Below are 24,964 nucleotides of genomic sequence, written 5' to 3' on the forward strand. Positions count from 1 at the left end.
AAAGCTCTTGCTGGTCAAAAAAGGGTCCTTCCCTAAACGATTGCAGGCCGACGCCTTCCGTGGCGCCGGTATTGGCGATCAGCGCGTGACGGTGCGCATCGTGACGAATTCTTCCGCGGCGGTCGGGTGAACGCCGATCGTATCGTCGAATACCCGCTTGGTAGCGCCCGCCTTGATGGCGATGGCCATGCTCTGGATGATTTCGCCCGCATCCGGTCCCACCATGTGGCAGCCTAGGACACGATCGGTTTTCGCGTCCACGACCAACTTCATCAGGATACGCTCCGGGTTGTCGGTCAACGTCAGCTTCATGGGCCGGAAACGGCTCTCGAAGATCTGCAGTTCATAACCGCCCCGCTTTGCCTCTTCCTCGGTCAGGCCCACCGTACCGATGTTCGGCATACTGAACACGGCGGTGGGAATATGGTTGTAATCCACTGGCCGGTACTGCTCCGGTTTGAACAGTCGACGCGCCACGGCCATGCCTTCTGCCAGTGCCACCGGTGTCAACTGCACGCGCCCAGTGACATCGCCGATGGCGATGATCGAAGGTTCGCTGGTCTGGTAATTGCCGTCGACCTTGATGAAACCCTTGTCATCGAGTTCGACATTGACCGTTTCCATGCCCAGGTTATCGAGCATCGGCCTGCGTCCGGTCGCATAGAACACACAATCGGTGTTGACCGTGGTGCCGTCGTTCAGGGTCAGGTCGAGGGTGCCATCCGTTCGCTTTTCGATCCGCTCGATTTGTGCATTGAACCGCAGGTTCAGGCCGTGCTTGGTCAACTCGTCGCGCAGGTGCTCGCGCACACCGTCGTCGAACCCACGCAGGAAAAGCTCGCCCCGGTACATCAAGGTGACGTCACTGCCCATGCCATTGAAGATCGAAGCGAACTCAACGGCGATGTAGCCGCCCCCGACCACTACGATCCGCTTGGGCAGCGTTTTTAGGAAAAAGGCTTCGTTGGAAGTGATGGCGTGCTCACGGCCCGGAATATCGGGAACCTGAGGCCAGCCACCGGTGGCGATCATGATGTGCTCGGCGGTACAGACCTGACCGTTGATTTCCACTTCATGGGGCCCGCGCAGCTTCGCATGACCTTCCATGAGGGTCACGCCACTGTCGTTCAACAGCTTGCGGTAGATGCCGTTCAAACGGCTGATTTCCTGATTCTTGTTGGCGATCAGGCGTGCCCAGTCGAATTCGGTTTCGCCCACCGTCCAGCCGAAGGCCCGCGCGGTTTCGAAATCCTCGGAAAAGTGTGCGCCGTAGACCAGCAACTTTTTCGGTACACAGCCAACGTTGACACAGGTGCCTCCCAGGTAACGGCTTTCGGCAACCGCCACCCGAGCACCGAAGCCCGCTGAAAATCGAGCGGCGCGAACACCACCGGATCCGGCGCCAATGACGAAAAGGTCGTAGTCGTAGCTCATGTCTATCTCCTAGGCAGGAGGGCTAGCATAACCGCTTCAGCGCAACGGGCAAGGGCTGGCGCCCAGAAACGACAAAGCCACCCGGAGGTGGCCTTGTGCTGCGATACAGATGACCGATTCAGGATCGGCACAGTGGTATCACTGGGTCGACTTGCCCGTCTTGTAGAAGTGTTCGAAGCAGAAGTTGGACGCTTCGATATAGCCTTCCGCACTACCGCAGTCGAAACGCTGACCTTTGAACTTGTAGGCCAGCACGTCGCCTTTGGCAGCCTGTTTCATCAAGGCGTCGGTGATCTGAATTTCACCGCCCTTGCCCGGCTCGGTCTCTTCGATCAATTTGAAGATGTCCGGCGTCAGGATGTAGCGGCCGATGATCGCCAGGTTGGACGGCGCATCTTCCGGCTTGGGTTTTTCGACCATGTGCGACACACGCACCAGGCCAGGCTTGATCTCTTCGCCGGCGATGACGCCGTACTTGTTGGTTTCCTGCGGATCAACTTCCTGGATCGCGACGATCGAGCATTTGTACTTCTTGTACAGCTCGACCATCTGGGCCAGTACGCCATCGCCCTCCAGGTTCACACACAGGTCATCCGCCAGTACGACGGCGAATGGCTCATCACCGATCAGCGGGCGACCGCTCAGAATCGCGTGACCCAAGCCCTTCATCTCGGTCTGACGGGTGTAGGCGAAGGTGCATTCGTCGATCAGCCTACGGATGCCGACCAGGTATTTTTCCTTGTCGGTGCCTTTGATCTGGTGTTCCAGCTCGTAGCTGATGTCGAAGTGGTCTTCCAGGGCACGCTTGCCGCGACCGGTCACGATGGAAATTTCATTCAGCCCCGCAGACAGCGCTTCTTCCACGCCGTACTGGATCAACGGCTTGTTGACAACTGCCAGCATCTCTTTGGGCATGGCTTTGGTCGCTGGCAAGAAGCGAGTGCCGTAACCGGCTGCAGGGAACAAGCATTTCTTGATCATATAAGTCCTTGATGGCGCTTGGGGTGTTGCGGCGCAGTCTAATCAGGAGGCGATCACCTTACAATGCCCCCGCCACTGGCCGTTCGGTGAGTGGGTAGAGGAAGAGTTCCGCAGATAGTTCCGCACGATTTCCGATATTGCGATCACCGAACCCTGCGCACCACCGGGAGACGACGTGCGAAGGATGGACTGCAAGGTTTGACCAGGCCTCGGAAGCTTCGCCGGCCGAGGCCATCCTGGCCCCGGACTGCTTCGGCGATACCCAGGCAAGCCTAGCCGCGTTTACGGCGCCACGCAGGAAATTAATACGCTCGCACCGTATCATGTCGACCTGAGTCACTCATCGAGGCAGATCAATGTCGCAAAGCAACGTCGTAAACGGATATCAGATCCAGAAACTGCAGGACGGCCAATGGTGGCTCGTCGGTCATGATGGGGAAGCAGTGGCCGGCCCACTGCCCAGCGAAGCCATGGCCCGCGAAGTCGCGGCCGTGTTCGAGGATACGGCGGCGCCTCGCCCGCGCAGCGACCGCAAATCCTGATCCATCGCCCGGCAGGGCGGCGCTACGCCGCAGCCGGGTTCTGCGCTGTGAGGAGAAAAATGTTTCCGTGATGCCGGAACGATGGCACCACCGCTCAGTCTGAGAAGTGCTGATATCAACCCCGCCCTCATCGCGAAGCCTTCGAAAAATGATCAAGATCCTGTCCGTCATCGCAGTACTGGGCCTGACCGGGTGCGCGACCGCACAAAACACCTACCTGAAAAACGGCCAACAGGCGCTCAGCATCGACTGCTCCGGCGAAGCGATGTCATGGGCCGCCTGCTATGAGAAAGCCGACGCATCCTGCGCGGGCACCGGCTACAACATTGTCAGCACCAACGGCACACCGCAGCCCCAGGAAACCGACAAGACCCTGGGCGTAGACGTGGGCAACTACAAGACCCGAAACGTGCTGGTGGTCTGCAAATAGAGGCGCTGAATCAATCACCCGAAATGCACGCGGTCACCGCATGCTGAATGTCCTTGGGACGCAGGGGGTTGTTGCCGCCACTTTCGAACAGCTTGATCGAGCTGCCGCCTGAGCGCTTCTCGATGTCGACGATGGCAGTGGGGGTTCCGCTGGAAAATTTCTGCGGCACGATGACGCGCAGACCTTCGCGGTGCGGCTCGATCTGCGGCGGTTTGCGGCTCTCGGCAATTTTCGCGACAAAGCATTCGGCATAGGCTTGCGGGCTCTTGCCCGACATGACGCTCATGGTCGCCGGCGTATGCTCGATGTCCGCCACGCTGGCGCAACCGGTCATCGCCAATGCCAGAACAACAACAGCCAGTTTCATACAATCCCTCCAGTAAAGCTGCTACGACAGGCGAGGACCGGATTAAATCCCCACCCTCACGCATTTTTCGGCATGTTCGCCGCGATAAAAGCCTGCTGGCCGTCAATGCCCAAGCGCGTCGTGGTATCGTTGCGGGCTTCAAAGCCTGCCTGTTTTCCGGAGACACCCATGAAGTTCGTACACCAGCGCGAGCACCTTAACGAAGATGACATGGTGGTCATCGAGTGCTCCCAGCTCTGCAACATCCGCCTCATGAGCGACGCGAATTTCCGCAGTTTCAAAAATGGCGGCCGTCACACCTACCACGGCGGCGCGTTCGACCGGTTCCCGGCGAAGATCACCGTGCCCAGCTCCGGCTTCTGGAACATCACCATCGACACCGCCGGCCGCAAGATGGACAGCCATGGGGGGCGCAAGACGACCTTCACCCATTCGATCAAAATCGTCCGCCGCTCCTCTTCCCGGCTAAGCTGACCCATTCAATCGGGCCGAGCGTGAAAGTTTCGTCGTTTCTCTTCGGTCCGGATCGTCTTTAAGGAAATCTTCATGAACCCAACGGCCCCGGTCGTCAAATACGCCATCAGCTATAAGCTCAATGGCGAACGTCGCTTCGAGTTCGCGCTGTTGCAATCTCCCTCTGCTGAAGAAGCACTCGCCGCCCTCCAGAAGATGCACAGCGCGAGCGATGACGTGATCAGCGACGTGAAAGTCAGCAAAGCACTCTGATCCGGACGGTATCCGATGATGCAGCGTAAAGGCACCACGCCCACCACGCTCGATCTGTTCGCCGACGCTCCGCCGCAGCCACCGACGACCGAGCGGATCGGCCCCTGCTCCGTCGTGCTGCGCGGGTTTGCCTTGCCGCTGCTCGACCGCTTGCTGCCCGCGCTGGAAGGGGTTTTGGTTCGCGCGCCCTTCCGGCACATGACCACGCCCGGCGGCTACACCATGTCGGTTGCGCTGAGCAGCTGCGGCGATGTGGGCTGGACCACCGACCGAAACGGATACCGATACGCGTCCATCGACCCACAAACCGGCAAGCCCTGGCCTGAAATGCCTGCCGTGTTTCTGGAGCTGGCGCAAAGGGCTGCGGACTGCGCAGGGTTTGCGGACTTCGTTCCGGACGCCTGCCTGATCAACCGCTACATTCCCGGTGCGAAACTGGCGCTGCATCAGGACAAGGATGAACTCGATCTGCGTTGGCCGGTGGTCTCGGTGTCCCTCGGCATTCCAGCGATGTTCCTCTTTGGCGGCCACGCGCGCGGCGACGCCACCCAGCGCGTGCCGCTGTTCCATGGTGATGTGGTGGTCTGGGGCGGCGAAGACAGGCTGCGCTATCACGGGGTCATGCCGATCAAACAGGCCGATCATCCGCAATTGGGCGAACAACGGATCAACTTCACCTTCCGCAAAGCGGTGTGAGCGCGAGGCGGCGCATCAGGCCTCAGCCTGCTGCGCCGCGCGGGTTTTGACCGGGCACACCACGCGGTGCAGATTCAACGCCGTGTTGATGATGCCGATGTGACTGAACGCCTGGGGGAAGTTACCCAGCATGCGCCCGGCGCGAGGATCGTACTGCTCAGCGAGCAGGCCCACGTCATTGCACAAGCCACACAACCGATCGAAAAGGTCACTGGCCTCCTGCTCACGCCCCTGCAAGACATACACGTCGGCCAGCCAGAATGAGCACACCAGAAAGGTGCCTTCGCTGCCGGACACCCCGTCGACACTGCGCTCACCGTCATACCGCAACAACAATCCGTCCTGCATCAGAGCGTTTTCGATTTGCGCGACGGTGCCCGTCACACGCGGGTCATCGATGGGCAGGAACCCGGTCAGGGCGATCTGTAGCAGGCTGGCGTCCAATTCCTTGCCGCCGTAGGTTTGCACGAAGCTGGCCAATTCCGGGTCGTAGCCATGGGCGCAGACGTCGGCATGAATCTCGTCGGCAATCCGTCGGTAGTGCCGCCCCCGCTCGCGGTCGTCCGGGCTGTCACTCTGCGACAGCACCCCCGCATTACGGTCGAACGACACCCACGCCATGACTTTCGAATGGGTAAAGTGCCGAGGCTCGGAGCGGATCTCCCAGATGCCGGCATCCGGCAGGTGCCAGACCTGTTCCAGAAACGGCATGATGACTTTCTGGATTTCCGTGCTGCGGGGCAAGCGCGGGAGACCGCTTTTCAACGCCTGGGTCATGGCGTCGGCCACCTCCCCGTACACATCCAGTTGCGTCTGCGTCGCTGCTGCGTTGCCGACCCTCACCGGACGGGACTGCTCATACCCGCTGAGCCACGGCAGGTGATACTCCGGCAAGCGCCGCTCGCCACCCAAGCCGTACATGATCTGCACCTGGTCGGGGTTCCCGGCCACCGAACGCAACAGCCAATTACGCCATGCAGAAGCTTCCTCGTAGTAGCCCAGGTTCATGAACGCCAGCAGCGTCATCGTTGCATCGCGCAGCCAGCAGAAGCGGTAGTCCCAGTTGCGCTCGCCGCCCAATTGCTCGGGCAGCGAGGTGGTGACCGCCGCCACGATGCCACCGGTGGGGGCATAGGTCATGGCCTTGAGGGTGATCAACGAGCGCTTGACCTGATCGGTCCATGGCCCGACCTCCGGACAACGGTCGGAAAACTCACGCCAGTAGGCGACGGTCTGCTGCAGTGCCTGCTCGACTTCGAACCCGTCGCGCACCGGCTCGTGGGACGGCTGCCAGCTCAGGGCGAAACTCAATCGCTGTCCGGCCTCCACGGTAAACAGGCTTTCAGTGTGATGGTCCATGGGGTGCAGTTCCGACGGCGTTCGCAGCACCAGCATGTCCGGTCCGGCGACTGCGGTCATGGTATGGGGCTCTCGCTTTTCAACCCACGGTACCGTACTGCCATAGTCGAACCGGATCGCCAGGTCCATGGAAAAGTCCATGCGCCCTTCCAGCCCGACGACGATTCGCACCACGCTGTTTTCCTGCCCCATAGGCATGAAGTCCACCAGCATGGCGCGGCCTGTGTCGGCGGTGAACAAGGTTTCGAGCACGAGCGTGCCGTCGCGGTAGTGGCGACGGGTCTGGCACTGACCGTCCGTGGGGGCAATTTTCCAGCGGCCGTTGTCGCTGTCGCCCAGCAAGGCAGCAAAACAGGCAGGGGCGTCGAACCTCGGGAAGCACAACCAGTCCAGCGACCCGTCACGGGCCACCAACGCTGCCGTGTGGCAATTGCCGAGCAGCGCGTAGTCTTCGATCAATACAGCCATGGGTCACCGCCCCCTCGGGTGTCTGGAATCAATGCGGCAGTACGTAACGCTCGATGGCCATGGCCAGCCCGTCTTCCAGATTGCTGCCCGTCACGTGATGAGCGTGAGATTTGACGCCTGTTTCCGCCTGCCCCATCGCGATCGCCAACCCGGCGCGCGCAAACATCGCCACATCATTACCGGCGTCGCCGATGGCAGCGGCCTGTGCGAGCGGGATGCCCAGCGCGTCGGCCAGCGTAGCCAACGCGGCGCCTTTGTTGGCCTCCAGGGCGGTAACGTCAAGGTAATACGCCTGCGAACGGGCAGCCAGGGCAGTGTCCGCGATCAACGGGTTGAGCTGGGCTTCGAGCCGCTTGAGCAGTTCGAAGTCCTTGCTGGCGGCCACGATCTTGTCGATCCGATCGATGTACTCATCGAAATGCTGCACCTGAACGAAGTCGTAGCCCAGGGTAGTGCGCTCATGCTCGACGTAATCTCCGAGCGGGTCGAGCAGCAGCCACTGGTCATCGGCGAACACCCAGACCGACACCGGTTGGTCGGCGAACAGGTCCAGACTCGTGCGCGCCGCAACGGGATCGATACGGTGGGCCTTGAGCAGGCTGCCGTCGGGGTTGACGATGTTGGCGCCGTTGAAACTCACCGTCGGCAGGTCGATGCCCAGCGCCTCGATCTGCTGGCGCATGGCCCTTGGTGGGCGGCTGCTGGCCACCGTGAAGCGGATCCCGGCATCCCGCAGCTTGCGCACCGCGTCGATGTTGGCTTGGCTGAGGCTGTGATCCGGTCGCAACAGCGTGCCGTCGATGTCCGACAGCATGAAACGGATAGGCGAATGCATGGTTTCCCTCATCCGAGACGTTGCCAGTGGAAACCGTCGCGTTCGAGCAGTTCGTCAGCAGCCGCCGGCCCGTCCTCTCCAGCCTTGTAGAACTCCACATGGGGGTCCTTGGACCAGGCATCGATGAACGGTTGCACGGCCCGCCAGCCGTTTTCGATGTTATCGGCGCGCTGGAACAGGGTCTGATCCCCGGTCAGGCAGTCGTAGATCAAGGTTTCGTACCCAGTCGACGGCTGCATTTCGAAGAAGTCCTTGTAGGCAAAGCCCAGCTCGATGGTTTGCATATCGAGGGTCGGCCCCGGCTTTTTCGCTTGCAGGTCGAACCACATGCCTTCGTCGGGCTGGATCTGGATTTTCAGGAAGTTGGGCGCGACACGGTCGACATCGGTGTCGCGGAATTGCGCGTAGGGCGCAGGCTTGAAGCAGATGGCGATCTCGGTGTCGCGCACGCTCATACGCTTGCCGGTGCGCAGGTAGAACGGCACCCCCATCCAGCGCCAGTTATCGACCATTACCTTGAGCGCGACGTAGGTTTCCGTGGTGCTGTCCGCGGCCACCCGGTCCTCTTCGCGGTAGCCGGAAACACGGGTGCCGTTGAGCGTACTGTCGGTGTATTGCCCGCGCACCGAATTGGCCAGCGCTTCCATTTCCGACCACGGCCGAATGGCGCCGATGACCTTGGCCTTCTCGCCCCGCACCGCGTCAGCACCGAATGCAGCCGGCGGTTCCATCGCCACCATCGCCAGCAATTGGAACAGGTGGTTGGGCACCATATCCCGCAGGGCACCGGTGGTTTCGTAGAAACTGCCGCGGGTTTCCACACCGACGGTCTCTGCGGCGGTGATCTGGACGTGGTCGATGTAGTGGTTGTTCCAGAACGACTCGAACAACCCGTTGGAGAAACGGCTGACCAGAATGTTCTGGACCGTTTCCTTGCCCAGATAGTGGTCGATCCGATAGATCTGTTTCTCGCTCATGACTTTGAGCAAGCAGGCGTTGAGCGCCACGGCGCTGGGCAGGTCGTGACCGAACGGCTTTTCGATCACCACCCGGCGAAACTGCTCTTCGTTCTCCGCCATGAGGCCTGACGAGCCCAACCGCTGGACCACCTCACTGAAGAAGCGCGGCGCAGTCGCCAGGTAGAAAACGGCGTTGCGCGTTCCGGTGCGCTTGATCCTGTCGTCGATGGCCGAGTACGTCGCATCGTCGAGAAAATCACCGGTGATGTAGGTAATCCGTTCGGCCAGGTTGCCCCACAGTTCAGGGTCAAGGGGGTCTTCCCCGCCCTGGGCGACCTTGTTGGCCGCCTCCTTGCGAATGAAATCCTCGAGTTTCTGCCCAAACTCGCTGTCGCTGACCGTGTTGTGGTCAACGCCGACAATGTGCAGGTCCTCCCCCACCAGCCCGTCACGAGACAGGTTGTAGAGGGCAGGCATCAACAACCGTTTGACCAGGTCACCGTGGGCGCCGAACAGGAACAGCGTGGTCGCGGGCGCGACCGGGGCATTCTGCTTGCTGCGGGATAAACCCATGGGGGAGGCTTCCTTATTTATTTAGGTTCTTTGTGACCACCGAAACCGAAACGCATGGCCGAGAGCATCTTGTCGCCATAGGTGCTCTGCTGACGCGAGCGGAAACGTGCGAACAGGGAACTGGACAACACAGGCACCGGCACGGCCTGCTCGATGGCCGCTTCGATGGTCCAGCGCCCTTCGCCGCTATCGGCGACCGAACCGGAATATGCGTCGAGTTGCGGATCGGTTGCCAGGGCGTCGGCGGTCAGGTCCAGCAGCCAGGAAGAGACCACACTGCCACGACGCCAGACTTCGGCGATGTCGCCCAGGTTCAAGTCGAAGCGTTGATCGGCTGGCAAGCTGTCGGCGTTCTTGGTCTTGAGGATGTCGAAGCCCTCGGCGAAGGCCTGCATCATGCCGTACTCGATGCCGTTATGGATCATCTTGACGAAGTGGCCAGCGCCCGGCGGGCCCGCATGTATGTAGCCCTGCTCGGCGCGAGGGTCGGCATCCTTGGCGCGATCTCGCGTGCGCGGGATGCTGCCCATGCCGGGCGCCAGGGTTTTGAACAGGGGATCGAGACGATCGACGACTTCGGTTTCTCCACCGATCATCATGCAGTAACCGCGCTCCAGGCCCCAGACGCCGCCAGAGGTGCCGACGTCGACGTAGTGCAACTGCCTGGCCTTGAGCTCGACCGAGCGACGGATATCGTCTTTGTAATAGGTGTTGCCGCCGTCGATGATCACATCATCCGGCTCCAACAGGGTGGCCAGTTGGTTGATGGTGTCTTCGGTAGGAGCTCCAGCGGGCAGCATGACCCAGACAGCGCGCGGTTTTTCCAGGGCGGCCACCAGTGACTTCAAATCATCGGCAGGCGTCGAACCTTCGTTGGCGAGCACGGCACGAGACTGCTCATCGCGGTCGTAGACCACCGTGGTGTGGCCGTCGAGCATCAGACGACGTGCGATGTTGCCGCCCATGCGGCCAAGTCCAACAATCCCGAGTTGCATGTAGAGGTGCTCCTAAAATCGAAAACAGGGTGCCTCATTCTATAGCCCAGTGCCGCTTATTGGGTTAGTCCGGGGAGGCGGATGAAGGTTTCCCGGTGAAAATAGTTTCATTTTGGTGCGCTGGGCGGCTTTAAATCGCCGTTCGTCGCCAGGCGCGCACCTTAGCGACAATTCAAAATAAAAAAGTTCCCTTTTGCGTCAAAAGAAATCAGAATCCGCGCCGACATAGGTAGGAAGCATAGGCAAGTCGGGTAGCGAGGTTGTCATTGCTTGAACCTAATGAAGTTGAATCCCGCCGTTTGCGAGGTGAAGCAATGGGCACAGTACTACCGGCAACCGCTCCACAAACCCTGTATGTCACCATCCGTCGTGATGAGCTGCGCGAACTCAAAGAGCAGCGCGATCAATTGCAAAAGAAAGTCGCTCACCTGACCCTGATGCTGCAACACGCTCAGTTGTCCAGCCAGAGCACCGCGCTCCAGGCCTGATCCCCCGCCGTCTGCCATCCAAGGCAAGTCTTCCTGGCTTGCCTTTCGATCTCCCCTCTCTCCCTACGACAGCCCGTCCTGCGACAGCCCAACACCCGGCCTCTAGTCGGACTCGACACACTCTGTAACGTTCCGCTGCCTTGCAAAATCCCGTGCTTGAGCACCCCAACGCATCGCTCACGCCGTCCTCACGTTTTTTTCACGTCATGCCAACCATACTCGCGCCCCTTTGTAGAGCGCTTGCGGGCCTGCGTACCGCGGTTCGCGCTCTCATGACCCACGTAGCGGCACGCGCGCCGCTCGAAGATTTATAGCGGGAGCGCTTGATGGCAACAACGAAACGGGGCAACACGAGTCCGAAGGGCTTCGACTGGGCAGGCCTGGTCTGGCTGTTCGTCTTCTTTTGGTATTTTTCCGGCATCACCCAACTGTTGATCCAGTTGACCGGAATCACAGGCTTCGCCGGGTTCCGTCAGGCGTTCGTAATGAGCGGTATCTGGCTGGCACCGATGCTGCTATTCCCCAACAAGACTCGCCTCCTGGCCGCGATCATCGGCGTGGTGCTGTGGGCCTGTTCGATGGCCAGTCTGGGTTACTTCTTCATCTACCAGCAGGAGTTCTCGCAGAGCGTCATCTTCATCATGTTCGAGTCGAACATTTCGGAAGCCGGCGAGTACATGACTCAGTACTTCGCTTGGTGGATCGTGCTGGCTTTCATCGCCCATACCGCCTTCGCCATTTTTCTCTGGACCCGCCTGCGTCCCGTGTACATGCCGCGCGGTCGTGCACTGGTGGCCGCGACTGCCTTGTTGGTCGCGATCGTCGGCTACCCGCTGGCCAAGCAGTTGGCCCGTTTCGACACCACCGAAGCCGGGCTCGAAGCGTTCGAATCGCGCATCGAGCCCGCAGTGCCGTGGCAGATGCTGGTTGCCTATCACCGCTACACCCAGCAGTTGGACAGCATGCAGGACATGCTGACCACCAGCAGCAACATCGCCCCGTTGAAAAACCTCAAGGATCAGCAAGCGGGCCTGCCCACCACGCTGGTGCTGGTGATCGGTGAATCCACCAACCGCGGACGGATGCACCTGTATGGCTATCCGCGGCAGACCACGCCCAATCTGGATGCGATGAAGGACGAGCTGCAGGTTTTCAACAATGTCATCACGCCGCGCCCCTACACGATCGAAGCGCTGCAGCAAGTCCTCACCTTCGCCGACGAAGAGCATCCAGACCTTTACCTCAAGACACCCTCCCTCGTCAGCGTCATGAAACAAGCGGGTTACAAAACCTTCTGGATCACCAACCAGCAGACCATGACGAAGCGCAATACGATGCTCACGACCTTCTCCGAGCAGGCCGACGAGCAGGTGTACTTGAACAATAACCGCAATCAGAATGCGCGCCAGTACGACGGCGACGTTCTGGAACCCTTCGCCAAAGCCCTGACGGATGCGGCGCCTCGCAAACTCATTGTAGTGCACCTGCTGGGCACCCACATGAGCTACCAGTATCGGTATCCGCAGGAGTACGAGAAATTCACAGGCCGCGACGGGGTACCAGCGGCCATCGACGACAGCAAGCTGGAGTTGTACAACAGCTACGACAACGCCGTCCTCTACAACGACTTCGTGGTGTCGAGCCTGATCAAAACCTACAGCAAGGCTGATCCGAACGGCTTCCTGTTGTACCTGTCGGACCACGGCGAAGATGTCTACGACTCACCGGGTCGCAACACCCTGGGCCGCAATGAAGCCAAGCCGACGCTGCCGATGTATACCGTGCCGTTCATCGCCTATGCGTCGCCGAAATGGCGCGAAACCCATGACTGGAGCTTCGACAGCATTCACAACCGCCCTTACACCAGTTCCAACCTCATCCACACCTGGGCACAACTGGCCGGGCTGAGTTTCGACGAACTGGACACCAGCAAGAGCTTGGTCAGCCTGGATTTCAAAGCTCGTCCGCGTCTGATTGGCGACCCCTATGCGCAAAAGGGCCTGAGCGATTTCGCCGCGATCGAAAAAGAGGAAAAGCAGCAAAGTGCGGTGCCGGAAGTCGCCGCCAAGTAAGCGTCCCCCTCATGCTGCCGCTCGCGTTGGCGACGGCAGCGGTTGAGGCGGCGCAGGTAGCGTAAAGATGGCGAGGCTCAGCCACCGCTCCCTGCGCCCTGCCGCGCTGAACACTCCGCGCCAAGCGGCCGCTTCAGGCCCGAGGCAGCGGCTTCCCAGCAATGGCGCCGGGATCACGCCTTGCGCAACAACACCCGTGTGACCCGTCGTTCCTGCACCTGAACGACCCGCAGGTCCCATCCGTCCCATCGCACTTGGTCACCCACGACCGGCAAGCGATCCAGCGCACTCATGATCAACCCTGCCAGGGTCTGGTATTCATCCGTGGCGGGCGCCTTGAAACCCAGACGCTCACGCAGATGATTCAGATTGATGGCGGCATTGACCAGCATGCCGTCACCCTCTTCGACCATGTCAGGCGCCTCGGCCTCGCTGGCGTCGGGCAATTCTCCGGCAATGGATTCAAGGATGTCGGTCATGCTGAGGATGCCGACGAAGTCGCCGAACTCGTTGACCACGAAGGCGATGTGCGTCGATTCGGCCCGCATCTGATCCAGTGCATTGAGGATCGAAAAGCTGTCGAGCAGGTTCACGGCATCGCGCTTGAGCCGCTCGAGATCAGGCTCGTTGCCCGCCAACATGGCGTTGAGCAACTCCTTCTTGTGCACGAAACCCAATGGCTCTTCTACCCGACCGTTGCGAATCAGGGGCAACCGCGAGTAGGAAGACGCCATCAACTGTTGGCGGACATGGGCCGCATCATCCGCGAGATCGATCATGTCGACGTCATTGCGCGCAGTCATTACCGTGCGGATGGGGCGCTGTGCAAGTTGCAACACGCCACTGATCATCACGCGCTCGCGACGCTCGAATACGGGCTCTTCGCTGTCGCCGTCGAGCATGTCGACGATGTCTTCGCCCACTTCCTCGACACCGGGCTTGCGCCCACCCAGCAGTCGCAGCACGGCGTGAGCCATGCGCTCACGGCGTGGCAGGTGCCCTTTCAGGCTACGCTTGCGCCGCGATCGGGCAATCTGGTTGAACAGCTCGATCAGGATCGAGAATCCGATCGCCGCGTACAGATAACCCTTCGGAATGTGGAACCCAAGGCCGTCGGCAGTGAGGCTGAACCCGATCATCATCAAGAAACCCAGACACAGCATGATCACGGTGGGGTGAGCATTGACGAACGAGGTCAGGGGTTTGCTGGCGACGATCATGATGGCGATCGAGAACACCACGGCGATCATCATCACCGACAGCTCATCGACCATGCCCACCGCCGTGATGACCGCATCCAGCGAGAACACGGCGTCGAGCACCACGATCTGCGCCACGATTGGCCAGAACAACGCATACGTGGTGCCGCCAGTGCGCTGTGCCACATGGCCTTCCAGGCGCTCATGCAGTTCCATGGTGGCCTTGAACAGCAAAAAGATACCGCCAAACAGCATGATCAGGTCGCGGCCGGAGAACGCCTTTCCAAAGACCTCGAACAAGGGTTCGGTCAGGGTCACCATCCACGAAATACTGGCCAGCAGGCCGAGGCGCATGATCAATGCCAGCGACAAGCCCAGGACGCGAGCCCGGTCACGCTGCTCAGGTGGCAGCTTGTCGGCGAGGATGGCGATGAACACCAGGTTGTCGATGCCCAGCACGAGTTCCAGCACGATCAAGGTCAGCAGGCCAAGCCATGCCGTAGGATCCGCAAGCCACTCCATGGGTCAATGGTTCCTTTTCAAAAGCGGGAGGACAGGCACAGCGAAGCCCGGCGCGCGCCGATGCGGGCCGAGGTTGGAGGTCAATGCAAGAAAGCGCGGGGCTGCGTCAGACTGTGGGTGAACGGCATGACCGCTCGATGCGCCAAGGGGAAAACAACTGGGGGGTTCCAGTGAAGGGGACATGAGGTTCCTGAATTCAATACGGGAGGCGATCCTACATCGCCCACAGAATCGCCTTACAGGATAGAACTGTTACAAATGTTTTGAACGGTGTTGCTCCCGCAACAGCCTTCGCCGTTCCGTCTGCCAGGCTGCGCGTCGCCAGGAGCGCCCCAAACAGGCGCAACCCGGCGAGCCGCACGGCCACCACCATGATTACAGAGCTTTTTGCCAGAACAGCGCGCGCCCCATTCGAGGGTCGAGCTGATAATCGGCATAGCCCATCTTGCGGTAAGCCCCTTGGGCGACCTGATTACCCTCCAGGACTTCCAGGGTGATTTTGCAGCAACCGCGCTGACGGGCGATTTCTTCAACCTTGGCGAGCATCTTCTGACTGATGCCCTGCCCCCTTGCCGAACCCACGACCACCACGTCGTGAACGTTGACCAGCGGTCGACAGGCGAAGGTCGAGAAACCTTCGAAACAATTGACCAACCCCACCGGCTCGCCAGCGATGAAGGCCAGCACGCTGAACGCGTGGGGGCGCTTGGCCAATTCGAACGCCAGTTGCTCACGGGTGTCCATCGACAGTGATTCGCCACCGCCCATGGCGTCTTCAGCGTATTGATTGAGCAGAAAGCCGATGGCTTGTGCGTGAACCGGGTTGCTATAGCTGGCCTGCAGGACCAGCACCTCAGGGGCTTGCATTGACTTCCTCTACACCTCGGGGGTTATCAGGCAGCGAGACTTGAAACGCCTCGTGCCGCGTGCGCCGGATTCTACCGTGGCACGCACTAAAAGATCCCGATACGAAAGTAGGAATTTTCTGTACGAGTAAGCGGATCGGTTCACGCTGCACCGAGAAAAGGCGCGCCGAGGCATACGCTTGCCCCGTGCCCGGAAACAGCGCGCGGGGGGCACAGGAATAAGGCACGGCGGCCAATTGTCGAACAATCCGACCAACGGCATGGACCTCGGGATTTGCGCCTTTATAGCGGGAAGAGAGGCCCAGCAAGCGGCTGGCAAAACTCTGTAGTGGGAATCCACGCTGACTACATTTGGGCGCCATGCCGCGTGCCAGACCTTTCCAACAAAAAAAGTCGAAACTTCTACAGCGGCCCTGGGTCATGTGATTAGAGCGCCTATGCTAAGGGCTGAAGCCCAGGTAGAGGCCGCTTTCACCCTTGTCCTTTCTATGCAGTCGGTAAATGGGTATCGATTTTGCGTAGGTCTTGTGTGTCTGGCCATAGGACATGGCCAAGTAGAACCAAGTGCTGTACCAACACTGCGTATCGAATGGGAGAAAACGATGATTAGTGCCGCTGTCAAAACCCAGAAGGGAGAGAGTTTTAATCAGCCGGCCAGCGAGCTGACCCATCTGCCGGTCTTCGCAACGACGAGCGTACCTTTGCTGCAACTGCCCCCTGTCCAACCAGGCATGTCGATGGCGAATCGGAAAAAAATCCTTTTCGTCACCTCGGAAATGGCCGATCTGGTGAAAACCGGCGGCCTGGGTGATGTGTCTGCTGCACTGCCGCGCGCCATGCGCCACCTTCACGATGTACGCGTGCTGATTCCCGGCTATCCACAGGTCATCAATAGCGGAAACCCGATTCACATCATTAGCCAGTTGAACGGCCACGCCGCCCTGCCTCCCTGCAAAATCGGCCGGATGGACATGAAAGACGGCTTGGTCATTTATGTGCTGATCTGCCCGGAGCTCTACGAGCGCGAAGGCACCCCCTATGGCGACAACCAGGGTCGAGACTGGTCCGATAACCACATTCGCTTTGCCCGTCTGGGCCTGGCAGCGGCGGACTTCGCCGCCGGCGCCGTGAAAACCCAATGGTGCCCCGAGCTGGTCCACGCCCATGACTGGCCTGCTGGCCTGGCCCCTGCGTACATGAAATGGCGCGGCCAGAGCACGCCCAGCATCTTCACTATTCACAACCTGGCTTATCAAGGCTTTGTCAGCACGGCGTCGAGTCGTGAACTGGGCATCCCGGATGAGGCGCTGGGCCCGGATGGCATGGAGTTCTACGGGCGCCTGTCGTTCATCAAGGCGGGCATGGCCTACGCCAGCCACATCACCACCGTCAGCGCGACCTACGCCGAGGAAATCACCACCCCTGACTTCGGCTGTGGTCTGGAAGGCTTCCTGCAGAGCAAGGCCATGCGCGGCCAACTGAGCGGGATTCCCAACGGCATCGACGAAAGCTGGGATGCGGCCACCGATGACCATTTGATTTGCAACTTTGCGCCGAATGAATGGAAGCGCAAGGAAATCAACGCCGATTACGTGCGCGAGCTGTTCGAACTCGAACCCTCGACCGGCCCGTTGTTCGCCGTGGTCTCCCGACTGGTCTACCAGAAGGGCCTGGACCTGACCATTGGCGTGGCTGAGTTCATCGTCAATAACGGTGGGCAGATTGCGATCATCGGTCGCGGAGAACCGGACGAAGAAGACGCCATGCGCGCCCTCGCCGATCGCTTCCCCGGTCAGATCAGCGTGCGCGTGGGGTTCAATGAGACCGATGCCCGTCGCATGTTTGCCGGCAGCGATTTCCTGCTCATGCCTTCTCGTTACGAGCCTTGCGGCTTGAGCCAGATGTACGCCCAGCGTTTTGGCTCCTTGCCCGTGGCGCGTCGGACCGGCGGCCTGGCAGACACCATCGAAGACGGCTGCACGGGCTTCCTGTTCGACGAATCTACGGTGGAAAGCTACACCGAGGCGCTGACCCGCGCCTTCAACGTCTTTGCCAACCCGACGCTGCTCAATGCCATGCGTTGCCGTGCAATGGCGGCGCCTTTCGACTGGCACAAAGCGGTGGAACCCTACGCCGATCTCTATCAGGAACTGCTGAAAAAGAACGTGGGAGCGGCACTGCATTACTGATTCTTGAACTGAAAAAAGGGGTAACGGATGCCTTTGCGCACGGAAGAGAGGTGGCGCCATGGCGCCGCCCTGTTGGATCCCGCACATACCCGGTTCGCCCTGTGGGCACCGGATGCGAAACGCGTCAGCGTAGAAATCGAAAACGGGCCGTCGCAGGCCCTCCTCGGGCAAGAGGACGGCTGGTTTGTCCTCGATGCTCAGTGCGCTGCCGGCACGCGCTATCGCTACAAAATCGATGACGATCTTCTCGTACCTGACCCGGCCTCCCGGGCTCAGGTCGACGACGTGCAGGGCTACAGCCAAGTGATCGATCAGGCCGCCTTTGCCTGGCAACAGCACGCCTGGCAGGGCCGACCCTGGCACGAGGCAGTCATCTGTGAAGTGCATGTGGGCGCCCTCGGCGGTTTCGTCGGCGTCGAACAGCACTTGCAGCATTGGGCCGACACTGGCTTTACCGCAATCGAATTGATGCCCATCGCGCAATTTCCGGGCGATCGCAACTGGGGCTATGACGGCGTGCTGCCCTACGCACCGCAGTCTTCCTACGGCTCGCCGGAACAACTCAAACATTTGATCGACACCGCCCACGGGCTGGGGCTGGCAGTGATCCTGGACGTGGTCTACAACCATTTCGGGCCTGATGGCAACTACCTGGGCCACTATGCCAAGCACTTCTTTCGCAGCGATAAAAAGACGCCCTGGGGTGACGCCATCGATTTTCGGCGACCCGAGGTGCGCGACTTTTTCATCGACAACACACTGATGTGGCTGCAGGACTACCGCTTCGACGGCCTACGCTTCGACGCGGTGCACGCCATCGAAGACCCGACCTTTCTCAAGGCGCTCGCCGAGCGCGTGCGGCAGGAAATTGCGCCGTCGCGTCACGTCTGGCTGGTGCTGGAAAACGAATTCAACGAAGCCCATCGCATGGAACAGGGCTTCGATGCGCAATGGAACGATGACGGCCACAACACCTTGCATGTGCTGCTGACCGGCGAGACGGATGCCTACTACACCGATTTCGCCGAACAACCGACGCATAAGCTGGCCCGCCTGCTGAGCGAGGGGTTTGTCTACCAGGGCGAATCGACGCGCCATGGCCATGGACGCGGCGAACCCAGCGCACACTTGGCTGCGACCTCGTTCGTGCTGTTTCTGCAGAACCACGACCAGATCGGCAACCGTGCGCTGGGCGAGCGTCTATCGCAGCTTTGTCCGCCTGAGGCCCTGCGTGCGGCGACAGCCTTGCTGCTGCTGTCACCGATGATCCCGCTGACGTTCATGGGCGACGAATGGGGGGCGAGCGAGCCCTTCCTGTTCTTTACCGACTTTCATGACGAACTGGCCGATGCCGTGCGCGAAGGCCGCCGCGGCGAGTTCAAGGACTTTGCCGCGTTCGCCGATCCAGAGCAGCGCGAACGCATCCCTGACCCCAATGCTCTGCAGACCTTCCAAGCGTCGCGTCCGGCCTTCGATGCCTTGCTGCTGGAAACGGACAAGGGCCAGGATCATCGGAACTGGCTGTCGCTGTACAAAACCCTGTTGGGTCTGCGCCATCGGCACGTTGTTCCGCGCCTTGAGGGGGTGCAAGCCCTGGGCGCTCAGGTACTGGGCGATAAGGCGGTCAGCGCGCGCTGGCAGATGGGCGACGGCACTGTGTTGCGCATCGACCTGAACCTCAGCGCACATCCGCTGGAGAGCGAGGCGTACAGCGCGCAACAGGTCATTCATGAATCACATCCAAAATCGGCAGAACTTTCCCAATCCGGCACCCTCAATCCCTACACGGCCATTGTCAGCCTGATATCGAGTGACGTTGTGGAGGAACAGAATGAGTAATGACTCATTGGAAATGCTGGCGGTCGAGGCCGGGCTGTCAGTCGATTGGAAAGACGCCAACGCCCGACCGCAAAGGGTTAGCCCGGAGGTGCTGCGCAAGGTACTGAACGGACTGGGCTACCCCGCCGACGACGACGCACAGATCGATGAAAGTCTGAAACGCCTCCAGGAACAAAGCCAGTCAACAACGCCTCCGCCGCTGCTAACGGTCGACCACGGCAGCAATCTGGATCTTTCGGCATGGTTCAAGCCCGGGACACCCTTCGTGCTGGAGCTCGAGGACGGCTCGCGGCTGGATGCCAAACTGACCGCCAACGGCGAGTTGCCCGCGTTGGCAACGGTGGGTTACCAGCAACTGGCGATCGCGGGTCAGCACCTGACCATCGCGGTCGCACCCAAGACGGCCTACACCCTGGCGATGGCCATGGACACCGGCGTGCCCCGCGCGTGGGGCCTGACCTTGCAACTGTATTACTTGCACCGCAAAGGCGATGGCGGCTTCGGCGATACCCAGGCGCTGGAAACCTTCGTTCGCTCGGCAGGCGAACGGGGCGCGGCGGCCGTGGCCATCAGTCCGGTGCATGCAATGTTTTCCAACGACAGCGAGCGCTTCAGCCCCTATTCCCCTTCCAGTCGCCTGTTTCTCAACGCCCTGTATGCAGCCCCCGGCGCCATCCTTGGCGAGCGAGCGGTGCGCGCCGCCGTCGAGCAGACCGGGTTGGGCGAGGAACTGCAGCGCCTGGAGGGCTTGCCCCTGATTGACTGGCCCGCCGCAGCGGCGGCCAAATGGAAACTCTACCGGGCCCTGTATGCGTCGTTCATCGGCGGCGCCCATCCACTGCACGAGGATTTCAACAGCTTCCGTCATGCAGGCGGCGAAGCGCTGGAAAATCACTGCCGCTTCGAGGCCCTGCGCGATGAAGCCGATGCGTTGGGTATCGGAGGCAACTGGCACGAATGGCCAGACGCGTACAAAAACCCGCGCAGCCCCACCCTCAACGAGTTTGCGTCCCGACATGGCGAGCAAATCGGCTTCCACGCCTTCGCTCAGTGGCTGATCGCGCGAGGCCTGGAGCGAGCACAGACCGCAGCCAAAAGCAGTGGCATGAGCATTGGCCTGATCGGGGATCTGGCGGTGGGCGCAGACGGCGCCGGTAGCCAGGCCTGGAGTCGTCAGGACGAGCTGCTGTCGGCACTCACCGTAGGTGCCCCGCCGGACATCCTCAACCGCTCGGGGCAGAGTTGGGGCATCTCCGCCTTCTCGCCCACCGGCCTGAAGCGCAACGGGTTTCGCGCCTTTATCGAGATGCTGCGCGCCAACTTCGCCCACGCAGGCGGGTTGCGCATCGACCACGTGATGGGTTTGCAGCGGCTGTGGGTCGTTCCGTTGGATTCCCCCCCGAGTGAAGGGGCGTACCTGAATTACCCGCTGGACGACATGCTGCGGCTGTTGTGCCTGGAGTCCTGGCGCCACAAGGCCGTGGTGCTTGGCGAAGACCTGGGCACAGTGCCGGATGGCCTGCATGAGAAACTCTCGAGCAGGGGCATCCTGGGCATGCGGGTGCTGCTGTTCGAACAGGACAACGCCCATTTCAAACCCATTATCAAATGGTCCGACGATGCGCTGGCGACCACCAGCACCCATGACCTGCCCACCCTGACCGGCTGGCTCAGCGAGCTGGACATCGACTGGAACAAGACCCTGGGCCACATCGACGAAGAGACCGAGCAGCAATGGCGCACTGCGCGCGAGCGTGAACGCCAAGGGCTGCGCGCAGCCATGCAGCACAATTACGGCATGCACGGCGCCGACGACACCGATCTCATCGATGGCAGTGTGCGCTATCTGGGCCACACCCGTGCGCCGTTGGTCCTGCTGCCGATCGAGGACGCGCTGGGCATCGACCAGCAAGCCAACATCCCAGGCACCACTGACAGTCACCCTAATTGGCGTCGGCGCCTGCCCGGCGACAGCGCCGCGCTGCTGGATAACCCAAATGCCGCTCGCCGCCTGGAAATCCTCGCCCTCGCACGGCGCCAGGCTGCGGAGCGCGATCAATGAGCTCATTCATGCCTGCCTTGAAATCACTGCGCGCCACTCAGCGCCTTCAGTTCCACAAAGACTTTACCCTCGACGACGCCACGGCCCTGGTGCCCTACTTCGCTGCACTGGGCATCAGCCATGTCTACGCATCGCCCCTGCTCAAGGCGCGCGCCGGGTCCATGCACGGCTATGACGTGGTCGATCCGCGAGTGATCAACCCTGAACTGGGCGGCGAGCCCGCGCTTCGTCGCTTGGTCGCGGCGCTTCGCGAGCACGGCATGGGGCTGATTCTGGACATCGTCTCCAACCACATGGCCGTGGGCGGTGCCGATAACCCTTGGTGGCTGGACTTGCTGGAATGGGGGCAACGCAGCCCCTACGCGAAGTTCTTTGACATCCAGTGGAATTCACCCGACCCCTTGCTCAAGGGCCAGTTGCTGCAGCCGTTCCTGAGCACCGATTACGGGACCGTGCTGCAGAACGGCGAGGTGCCGGTGCGCTTCGACGCCGAGCAAGGCAGCTTCCGGGTCGAACACTACCAGCATCACTTTCCGATCAACCCGGGGACTTACGGCCCGTTGCTGTCGGCAGCGAATCGGGCAGCGCTGGACGAGTTTGCCGAGCGCTTTACCCAGCTTGACAGCCAACCCGACGCCTACGAACGTGCCAAGGCGGCCAGAGCGGATCTGATTGCGCGGATCAAGGCAGATCCGTCCCTGGCCGAAGCCATCGAATCAGGCCTGGCGCAATTCGATTCACGAGAGCCGGAAGGCTTCGAGCGACTGCATCGACTGCTGGAGCGCCAAGACTACCGGCTGGCCAGCTGGCGTACCGCGGGCGACGACATCAACTGGCGGCGGTTCTTCGACATCAATGAACTGGGCGGCCTGAAAGTCGAGCGCTCGCAGGTGTTCGAAGCCACCCATGCGAAGATTTTCCAACTGATCGCCGAGGGCCTGGTGGATGGTTTGCGCATTGACCACATTGACGGCCTGGCAGACCCTCGAGGCTATTGCCGCAAACTGCGTCGCCGGGTCGACAGCCTGCTGAAGCTGCGTCCGAAAGGCACCGAACTTAGCCATGTGCCGATTTTCGTCGAAAAGATCCTCGGCCCTGATGAGCCCGTACGCGCCGACTGGAACGTGGACGGCACCACCGGCTACGAGTTCATGAACCAAGTGTCGCTGCTGCAGCACGATCCCAAAGGCGAAGCGGTGCTGGGGGACCTGTGGAGCCGCATCAGCGGGCGCACCGCCGATTTCAACCAGGAAGTGCTCGAAGCACGCGATCTGGTGCTGCATGGCTCCCTGGCCGGGGATTTCGAAAACCTCGCCCAAGCGCTGCTCCAAGTGGCTCGCAGCGACGTGATGAGTCGCGACCTCACCTTGGGCGCTATTCGACGTGCCCTGCTGGCGCTGGTGGGCAACTTCCCGGTGTACCGCACCTATATCACCGCCTGTGGGCGCTCGGAGGAAGACGAACGCTTCTTCCAACAAGCGATGGAAGGCGCTCGAGAAACGCTGAGCGAGGGTGATTGGCCAGTGCTGGATTCCCTGGCGCGCTGGCTGGGCGGCGAGCGGCTGCGCGACTACCCCAGCGGCCCCCTGCGCGAAATGCGGCGCAAAGCGTGCAATCGCTTCCAGCAACTGACCTCGCCGGTGGCGGCCAAATCGGTCGAGGACACCTCGTTCTATCGCTCGGCCGTCCTGCTCTCGCGCAACGACGTCGGCTTTCACCCGCAACATTTCAGTGCACCGATCACCGCATTTCACGATGCTTGTATCGAACGCGGTGCGCATTTCCCCAACAACCTGCTGACCACCGCCACCCACGACCATAAGCGCGGAGAAGACACCCGTACCCGCCTGGCCGTGCTCAGCGAGCACGCTCCCTGGTATGCCGAACAAGTGGAACGCTGGCTGCAACTGTCTGCACCCCTCAAGGGGGGCGAGACCCAGATCAGCCCTGGCGACGAACTGATGCTGTATCAGGCCATACTGGGCAGTTGGCCCTTTGGAATCGAGGGGGACGAGGCCTTCGAAGCCTATTCGAAACGTTTGACGCAGTGGCAGGAAAAAGCCTTGCGCGAAGCGAAACTGCATAGCAGTTGGAGCGCACCCAACGAGGCGTACGAGACGGCTTGCCGTGAATTTCTGCAAACGGTGTTGATGAGTCCGGATGCCCTGGCCTTGCGTCAATCCATTGGTGCGACTGCCAATCGGATCGCCCCCGCAGGCGCATTGAACAGTCTGGCGCAAACTTTGCTGCGGATGACCGTGCCCGGTGTCCCTGATCTGTATCAGGGCACTGAATTCTGGGATTTCAGCCTGGTGGACCCGGACAATCGTCGTCCGGTGGACTACCCCGCTCGCCAACGCGCGCTGAGTGACACCACGGCGCTCACCGAGCTGCTCGCCCAGTGGCAGGACGGTCGGATCAAACAGGCGTTGATCGCACAGGTGCTCATGCTGCGCGATCAGTACCCGACGCTGTTCAGCGACGGCCGCTATCAACCCCTCGACGTGGTCGGCGAACAGGCCGAACACGTCTTGGCCTTTGCCCGAATTCAGGAGGATAAGCGGGCGATCGTTGTGGTTCCACGTTTGCCGGCTGAACTATTGGGCACCGCGCAAACTCCATTCATCAACGCGGCAAATTGGGGCGATACACGAATTATCCTGCCGTTCGCTGATTCAAATCCAAATTGGAAGGGACTTTTTGCGCAGACTACAGTCACAACCAACAAGGAATTGTCGCTCAGCGCAGCGCTCAAGGAATTTTCCGTCAATCTGCTTTTTCAAACCTTGTAATACCTGGGAGTGTCGAGATGAGTGCCGACGAAAAACGAATCAGCGAGCTGGCCCACCAGATTTGGGAATCTGAGGGCAAGCCTCATGGTCAAGACGCGCGCCATTGGGAAATGGCTCGCAAACTGGCAGACGCGGAAGCCAAGTCGCCTAAAAAAGCGGCGTCGGCCAAAGCGGCCAAGCCTAAGGCTGAACCTAAAACTGCGGCGTCCAAGCCGGCGGCAAAATCCGCCGATAAATCCGCCGCTAAACCGGCTTCCAAACCCGCTGTGAAGGCGGCCGAGAAGCCTGCTGCCAAACCCAAGGCACCGGCCAAACCTAAAGCCGCCGCCAGCACCGCCGATTCCGGATCGGCCAAGCCGGCGCCCAAGCCTGCTGCCAAACCTGCCGCGAAGAAGGCGCCGGCTGCCAAGCCTCCCGCGCCGTGAATCGCCCACGGCGAGTGATCGTCGTGCTGCAAGCCTTTACCGCAGGGATCGCCTGAAAAAGATCGTCCCCCTGCGGTAGCCCCTTTGCCCCAACCCAATTCGATTACGCAGTTCGGCGGTTAACGCTCCGCCAACGGCACGGGCG

The 24,964-nt window shown here is 60.8% G+C and carries 21 protein-coding genes; 12 read left to right on the forward strand and 9 right to left on the reverse strand.

From position 1 onward, the window contains the following. Window positions 1-78 precede the first annotated feature (78 nt). Entirely contained in the window at window positions 79-1,434 is a 1,356-nt protein-coding gene (gene gorA, locus DBP26_RS13090) for a glutathione-disulfide reductase (RefSeq protein ID WP_108238130.1), read from the reverse strand. 138 nt (window positions 1,435-1,572) lie between these two features. Then, window positions 1,573-2,415, reverse strand: coding sequence for a UTP--glucose-1-phosphate uridylyltransferase GalU (gene galU, locus DBP26_RS13095; protein ID WP_108238129.1), 843 nt, complete (start codon window positions 2,413-2,415; stop codon window positions 1,573-1,575). Between the two features lie 356 nt (window positions 2,416-2,771). On the opposite strand from galU, the gene DBP26_RS13100 reads away from it, so the two are divergent. Beyond that, the gene (locus tag DBP26_RS13100) at window positions 2,772-2,957 is read left to right on the forward strand and encodes a hypothetical protein (RefSeq protein WP_108238128.1); all 186 of its coding nucleotides are present in this window, start codon (window positions 2,772-2,774) and stop codon (window positions 2,955-2,957) included. Between the two features lie 148 nt (window positions 2,958-3,105). Further along, a complete protein-coding gene (locus DBP26_RS13105; protein WP_108238127.1) occupies window positions 3,106-3,387 on the forward strand; it encodes a hypothetical protein in 282 nt (93 codons plus the stop codon). A gap of 10 nt (window positions 3,388-3,397) precedes the next feature. Here DBP26_RS13105 and DBP26_RS13110 read toward each other — a convergent pair whose 3' ends face one another. Then, entirely contained in the window at window positions 3,398-3,754 is a 357-nt protein-coding gene (locus tag DBP26_RS13110) for a hypothetical protein (RefSeq protein WP_108238126.1), read from the reverse strand. A 168-nt stretch (window positions 3,755-3,922) separates the two neighbouring features. Here DBP26_RS13110 and DBP26_RS13115 point away from each other — a divergent pair, with 168 nt between their 5' ends. From DBP26_RS13115 to alkB, 3 genes are all read left to right on the forward strand, one after another. Then, entirely contained in the window at window positions 3,923-4,228 is a 306-nt protein-coding gene (locus DBP26_RS13115; protein ID WP_108238125.1) for a DUF1883 domain-containing protein, read from the forward strand. Window positions 4,229-4,300: 72 nt separating this feature from the next. Further along, entirely contained in the window at window positions 4,301-4,480 is a 180-nt protein-coding gene (locus DBP26_RS13120; protein ID WP_108238124.1) for a hypothetical protein, read from the forward strand. 18 nt (window positions 4,481-4,498) lie between these two features. Continuing rightward, complete coding sequence (gene alkB / locus DBP26_RS13125; protein ID WP_108238159.1) at window positions 4,499-5,176, forward strand: DNA oxidative demethylase AlkB; 678 nt, start codon at window positions 4,499-4,501, stop codon at window positions 5,174-5,176. Between the two features lie 15 nt (window positions 5,177-5,191). Here alkB and DBP26_RS13130 read toward each other — a convergent pair whose 3' ends face one another. The 4 genes from DBP26_RS13130 to gnd are packed head-to-tail and all read right to left on the reverse strand — an operon-like array spanning window position 5,192 to window position 10,365. Beyond that, on the reverse strand, window positions 5,192-7,003 hold the full coding sequence (locus tag DBP26_RS13130; protein ID WP_108238123.1) for a glycoside hydrolase family 15 protein: 1,812 nt from the start codon (window positions 7,001-7,003) through the stop codon (window positions 5,192-5,194). A 28-nt stretch (window positions 7,004-7,031) separates the two neighbouring features. After that, window positions 7,032-7,838: an HAD family hydrolase gene (locus DBP26_RS13135; RefSeq protein ID WP_108238122.1), complete on the reverse strand. Its 807-nt coding sequence runs from the start codon at window positions 7,836-7,838 to the stop codon at window positions 7,032-7,034. Between the two features lie 8 nt (window positions 7,839-7,846). Further along, complete coding sequence (gene zwf / locus DBP26_RS13140) at window positions 7,847-9,370, reverse strand: glucose-6-phosphate dehydrogenase (RefSeq protein WP_108238121.1); 1,524 nt, start codon at window positions 9,368-9,370, stop codon at window positions 7,847-7,849. 17 nt (window positions 9,371-9,387) lie between these two features. Further along, window positions 9,388-10,365 (reverse strand): phosphogluconate dehydrogenase (NAD(+)-dependent, decarboxylating), encoded by a 978-nt coding sequence (gene gnd / locus DBP26_RS13145; protein WP_108238120.1) that lies wholly within the window; start codon window positions 10,363-10,365, stop codon window positions 9,388-9,390. A gap of 314 nt (window positions 10,366-10,679) precedes the next feature. On the opposite strand from gnd, the gene DBP26_RS13150 reads away from it, so the two are divergent. Both DBP26_RS13150 and DBP26_RS13155 read left to right on the forward strand, forming a co-directional pair. Continuing rightward, window positions 10,680-10,853, forward strand: a complete 174-nt coding sequence (locus DBP26_RS13150; protein ID WP_108238119.1) for a DUF6026 family protein — start codon at window positions 10,680-10,682, stop codon at window positions 10,851-10,853. A 326-nt stretch (window positions 10,854-11,179) separates the two neighbouring features. Further along, complete coding sequence (locus DBP26_RS13155) at window positions 11,180-12,925, forward strand: phosphoethanolamine transferase CptA (RefSeq protein ID WP_108238118.1); 1,746 nt, start codon at window positions 11,180-11,182, stop codon at window positions 12,923-12,925. Between the two features lie 173 nt (window positions 12,926-13,098). On the opposite strand, the gene DBP26_RS13160 is transcribed toward DBP26_RS13155, so the two are convergent. Both DBP26_RS13160 and DBP26_RS13165 read right to left on the reverse strand, forming a co-directional pair. Next, the gene (locus tag DBP26_RS13160; protein WP_108238117.1) at window positions 13,099-14,646 is read right to left on the reverse strand and encodes a TerC family protein; all 1,548 of its coding nucleotides are present in this window, start codon (window positions 14,644-14,646) and stop codon (window positions 13,099-13,101) included. A 375-nt stretch (window positions 14,647-15,021) separates the two neighbouring features. Next, window positions 15,022-15,513 (reverse strand): GNAT family N-acetyltransferase, encoded by a 492-nt coding sequence (locus DBP26_RS13165; protein WP_108238116.1) that lies wholly within the window; start codon window positions 15,511-15,513, stop codon window positions 15,022-15,024. 601 nt (window positions 15,514-16,114) lie between these two features. On the opposite strand from DBP26_RS13165, the gene glgA reads away from it, so the two are divergent. From glgA to DBP26_RS13190, 5 genes are read left to right on the forward strand one after another with little or no spacing between them, the layout of a single operon-like run. Further along, a complete protein-coding gene (gene glgA, locus DBP26_RS13170) occupies window positions 16,115-17,701 on the forward strand; it encodes a glycogen synthase GlgA (protein WP_108238115.1) in 1,587 nt (528 codons plus the stop codon). 27 nt (window positions 17,702-17,728) lie between these two features. Further along, a complete protein-coding gene (gene treZ, locus DBP26_RS13175; protein WP_108238114.1) occupies window positions 17,729-19,540 on the forward strand; it encodes a malto-oligosyltrehalose trehalohydrolase in 1,812 nt (603 codons plus the stop codon). After that, window positions 19,533-21,602: a 4-alpha-glucanotransferase gene (gene malQ / locus DBP26_RS13180; protein WP_108238113.1), complete on the forward strand. Its 2,070-nt coding sequence runs from the start codon at window positions 19,533-19,535 to the stop codon at window positions 21,600-21,602. The genes treZ and malQ overlap by 8 nt, the downstream gene beginning before the upstream one ends. An 8-nt stretch (window positions 21,603-21,610) precedes the next feature. After that, window positions 21,611-24,394, forward strand: coding sequence for a malto-oligosyltrehalose synthase (locus tag DBP26_RS13185; protein ID WP_108238112.1), 2,784 nt, complete (start codon window positions 21,611-21,613; stop codon window positions 24,392-24,394). 17 nt (window positions 24,395-24,411) lie between these two features. Beyond that, a complete protein-coding gene (locus DBP26_RS13190; protein ID WP_108238111.1) occupies window positions 24,412-24,819 on the forward strand; it encodes a DUF2934 domain-containing protein in 408 nt (135 codons plus the stop codon). Window positions 24,820-24,964: the final 145 nt, after the last annotated feature.

Origin of the sequence: Pseudomonas sp. RIT409 (genome assembly GCF_003052515.2) — a bacterium.
Lineage (GTDB): Bacteria > Pseudomonadota > Gammaproteobacteria > Pseudomonadales > Pseudomonadaceae > Aquipseudomonas.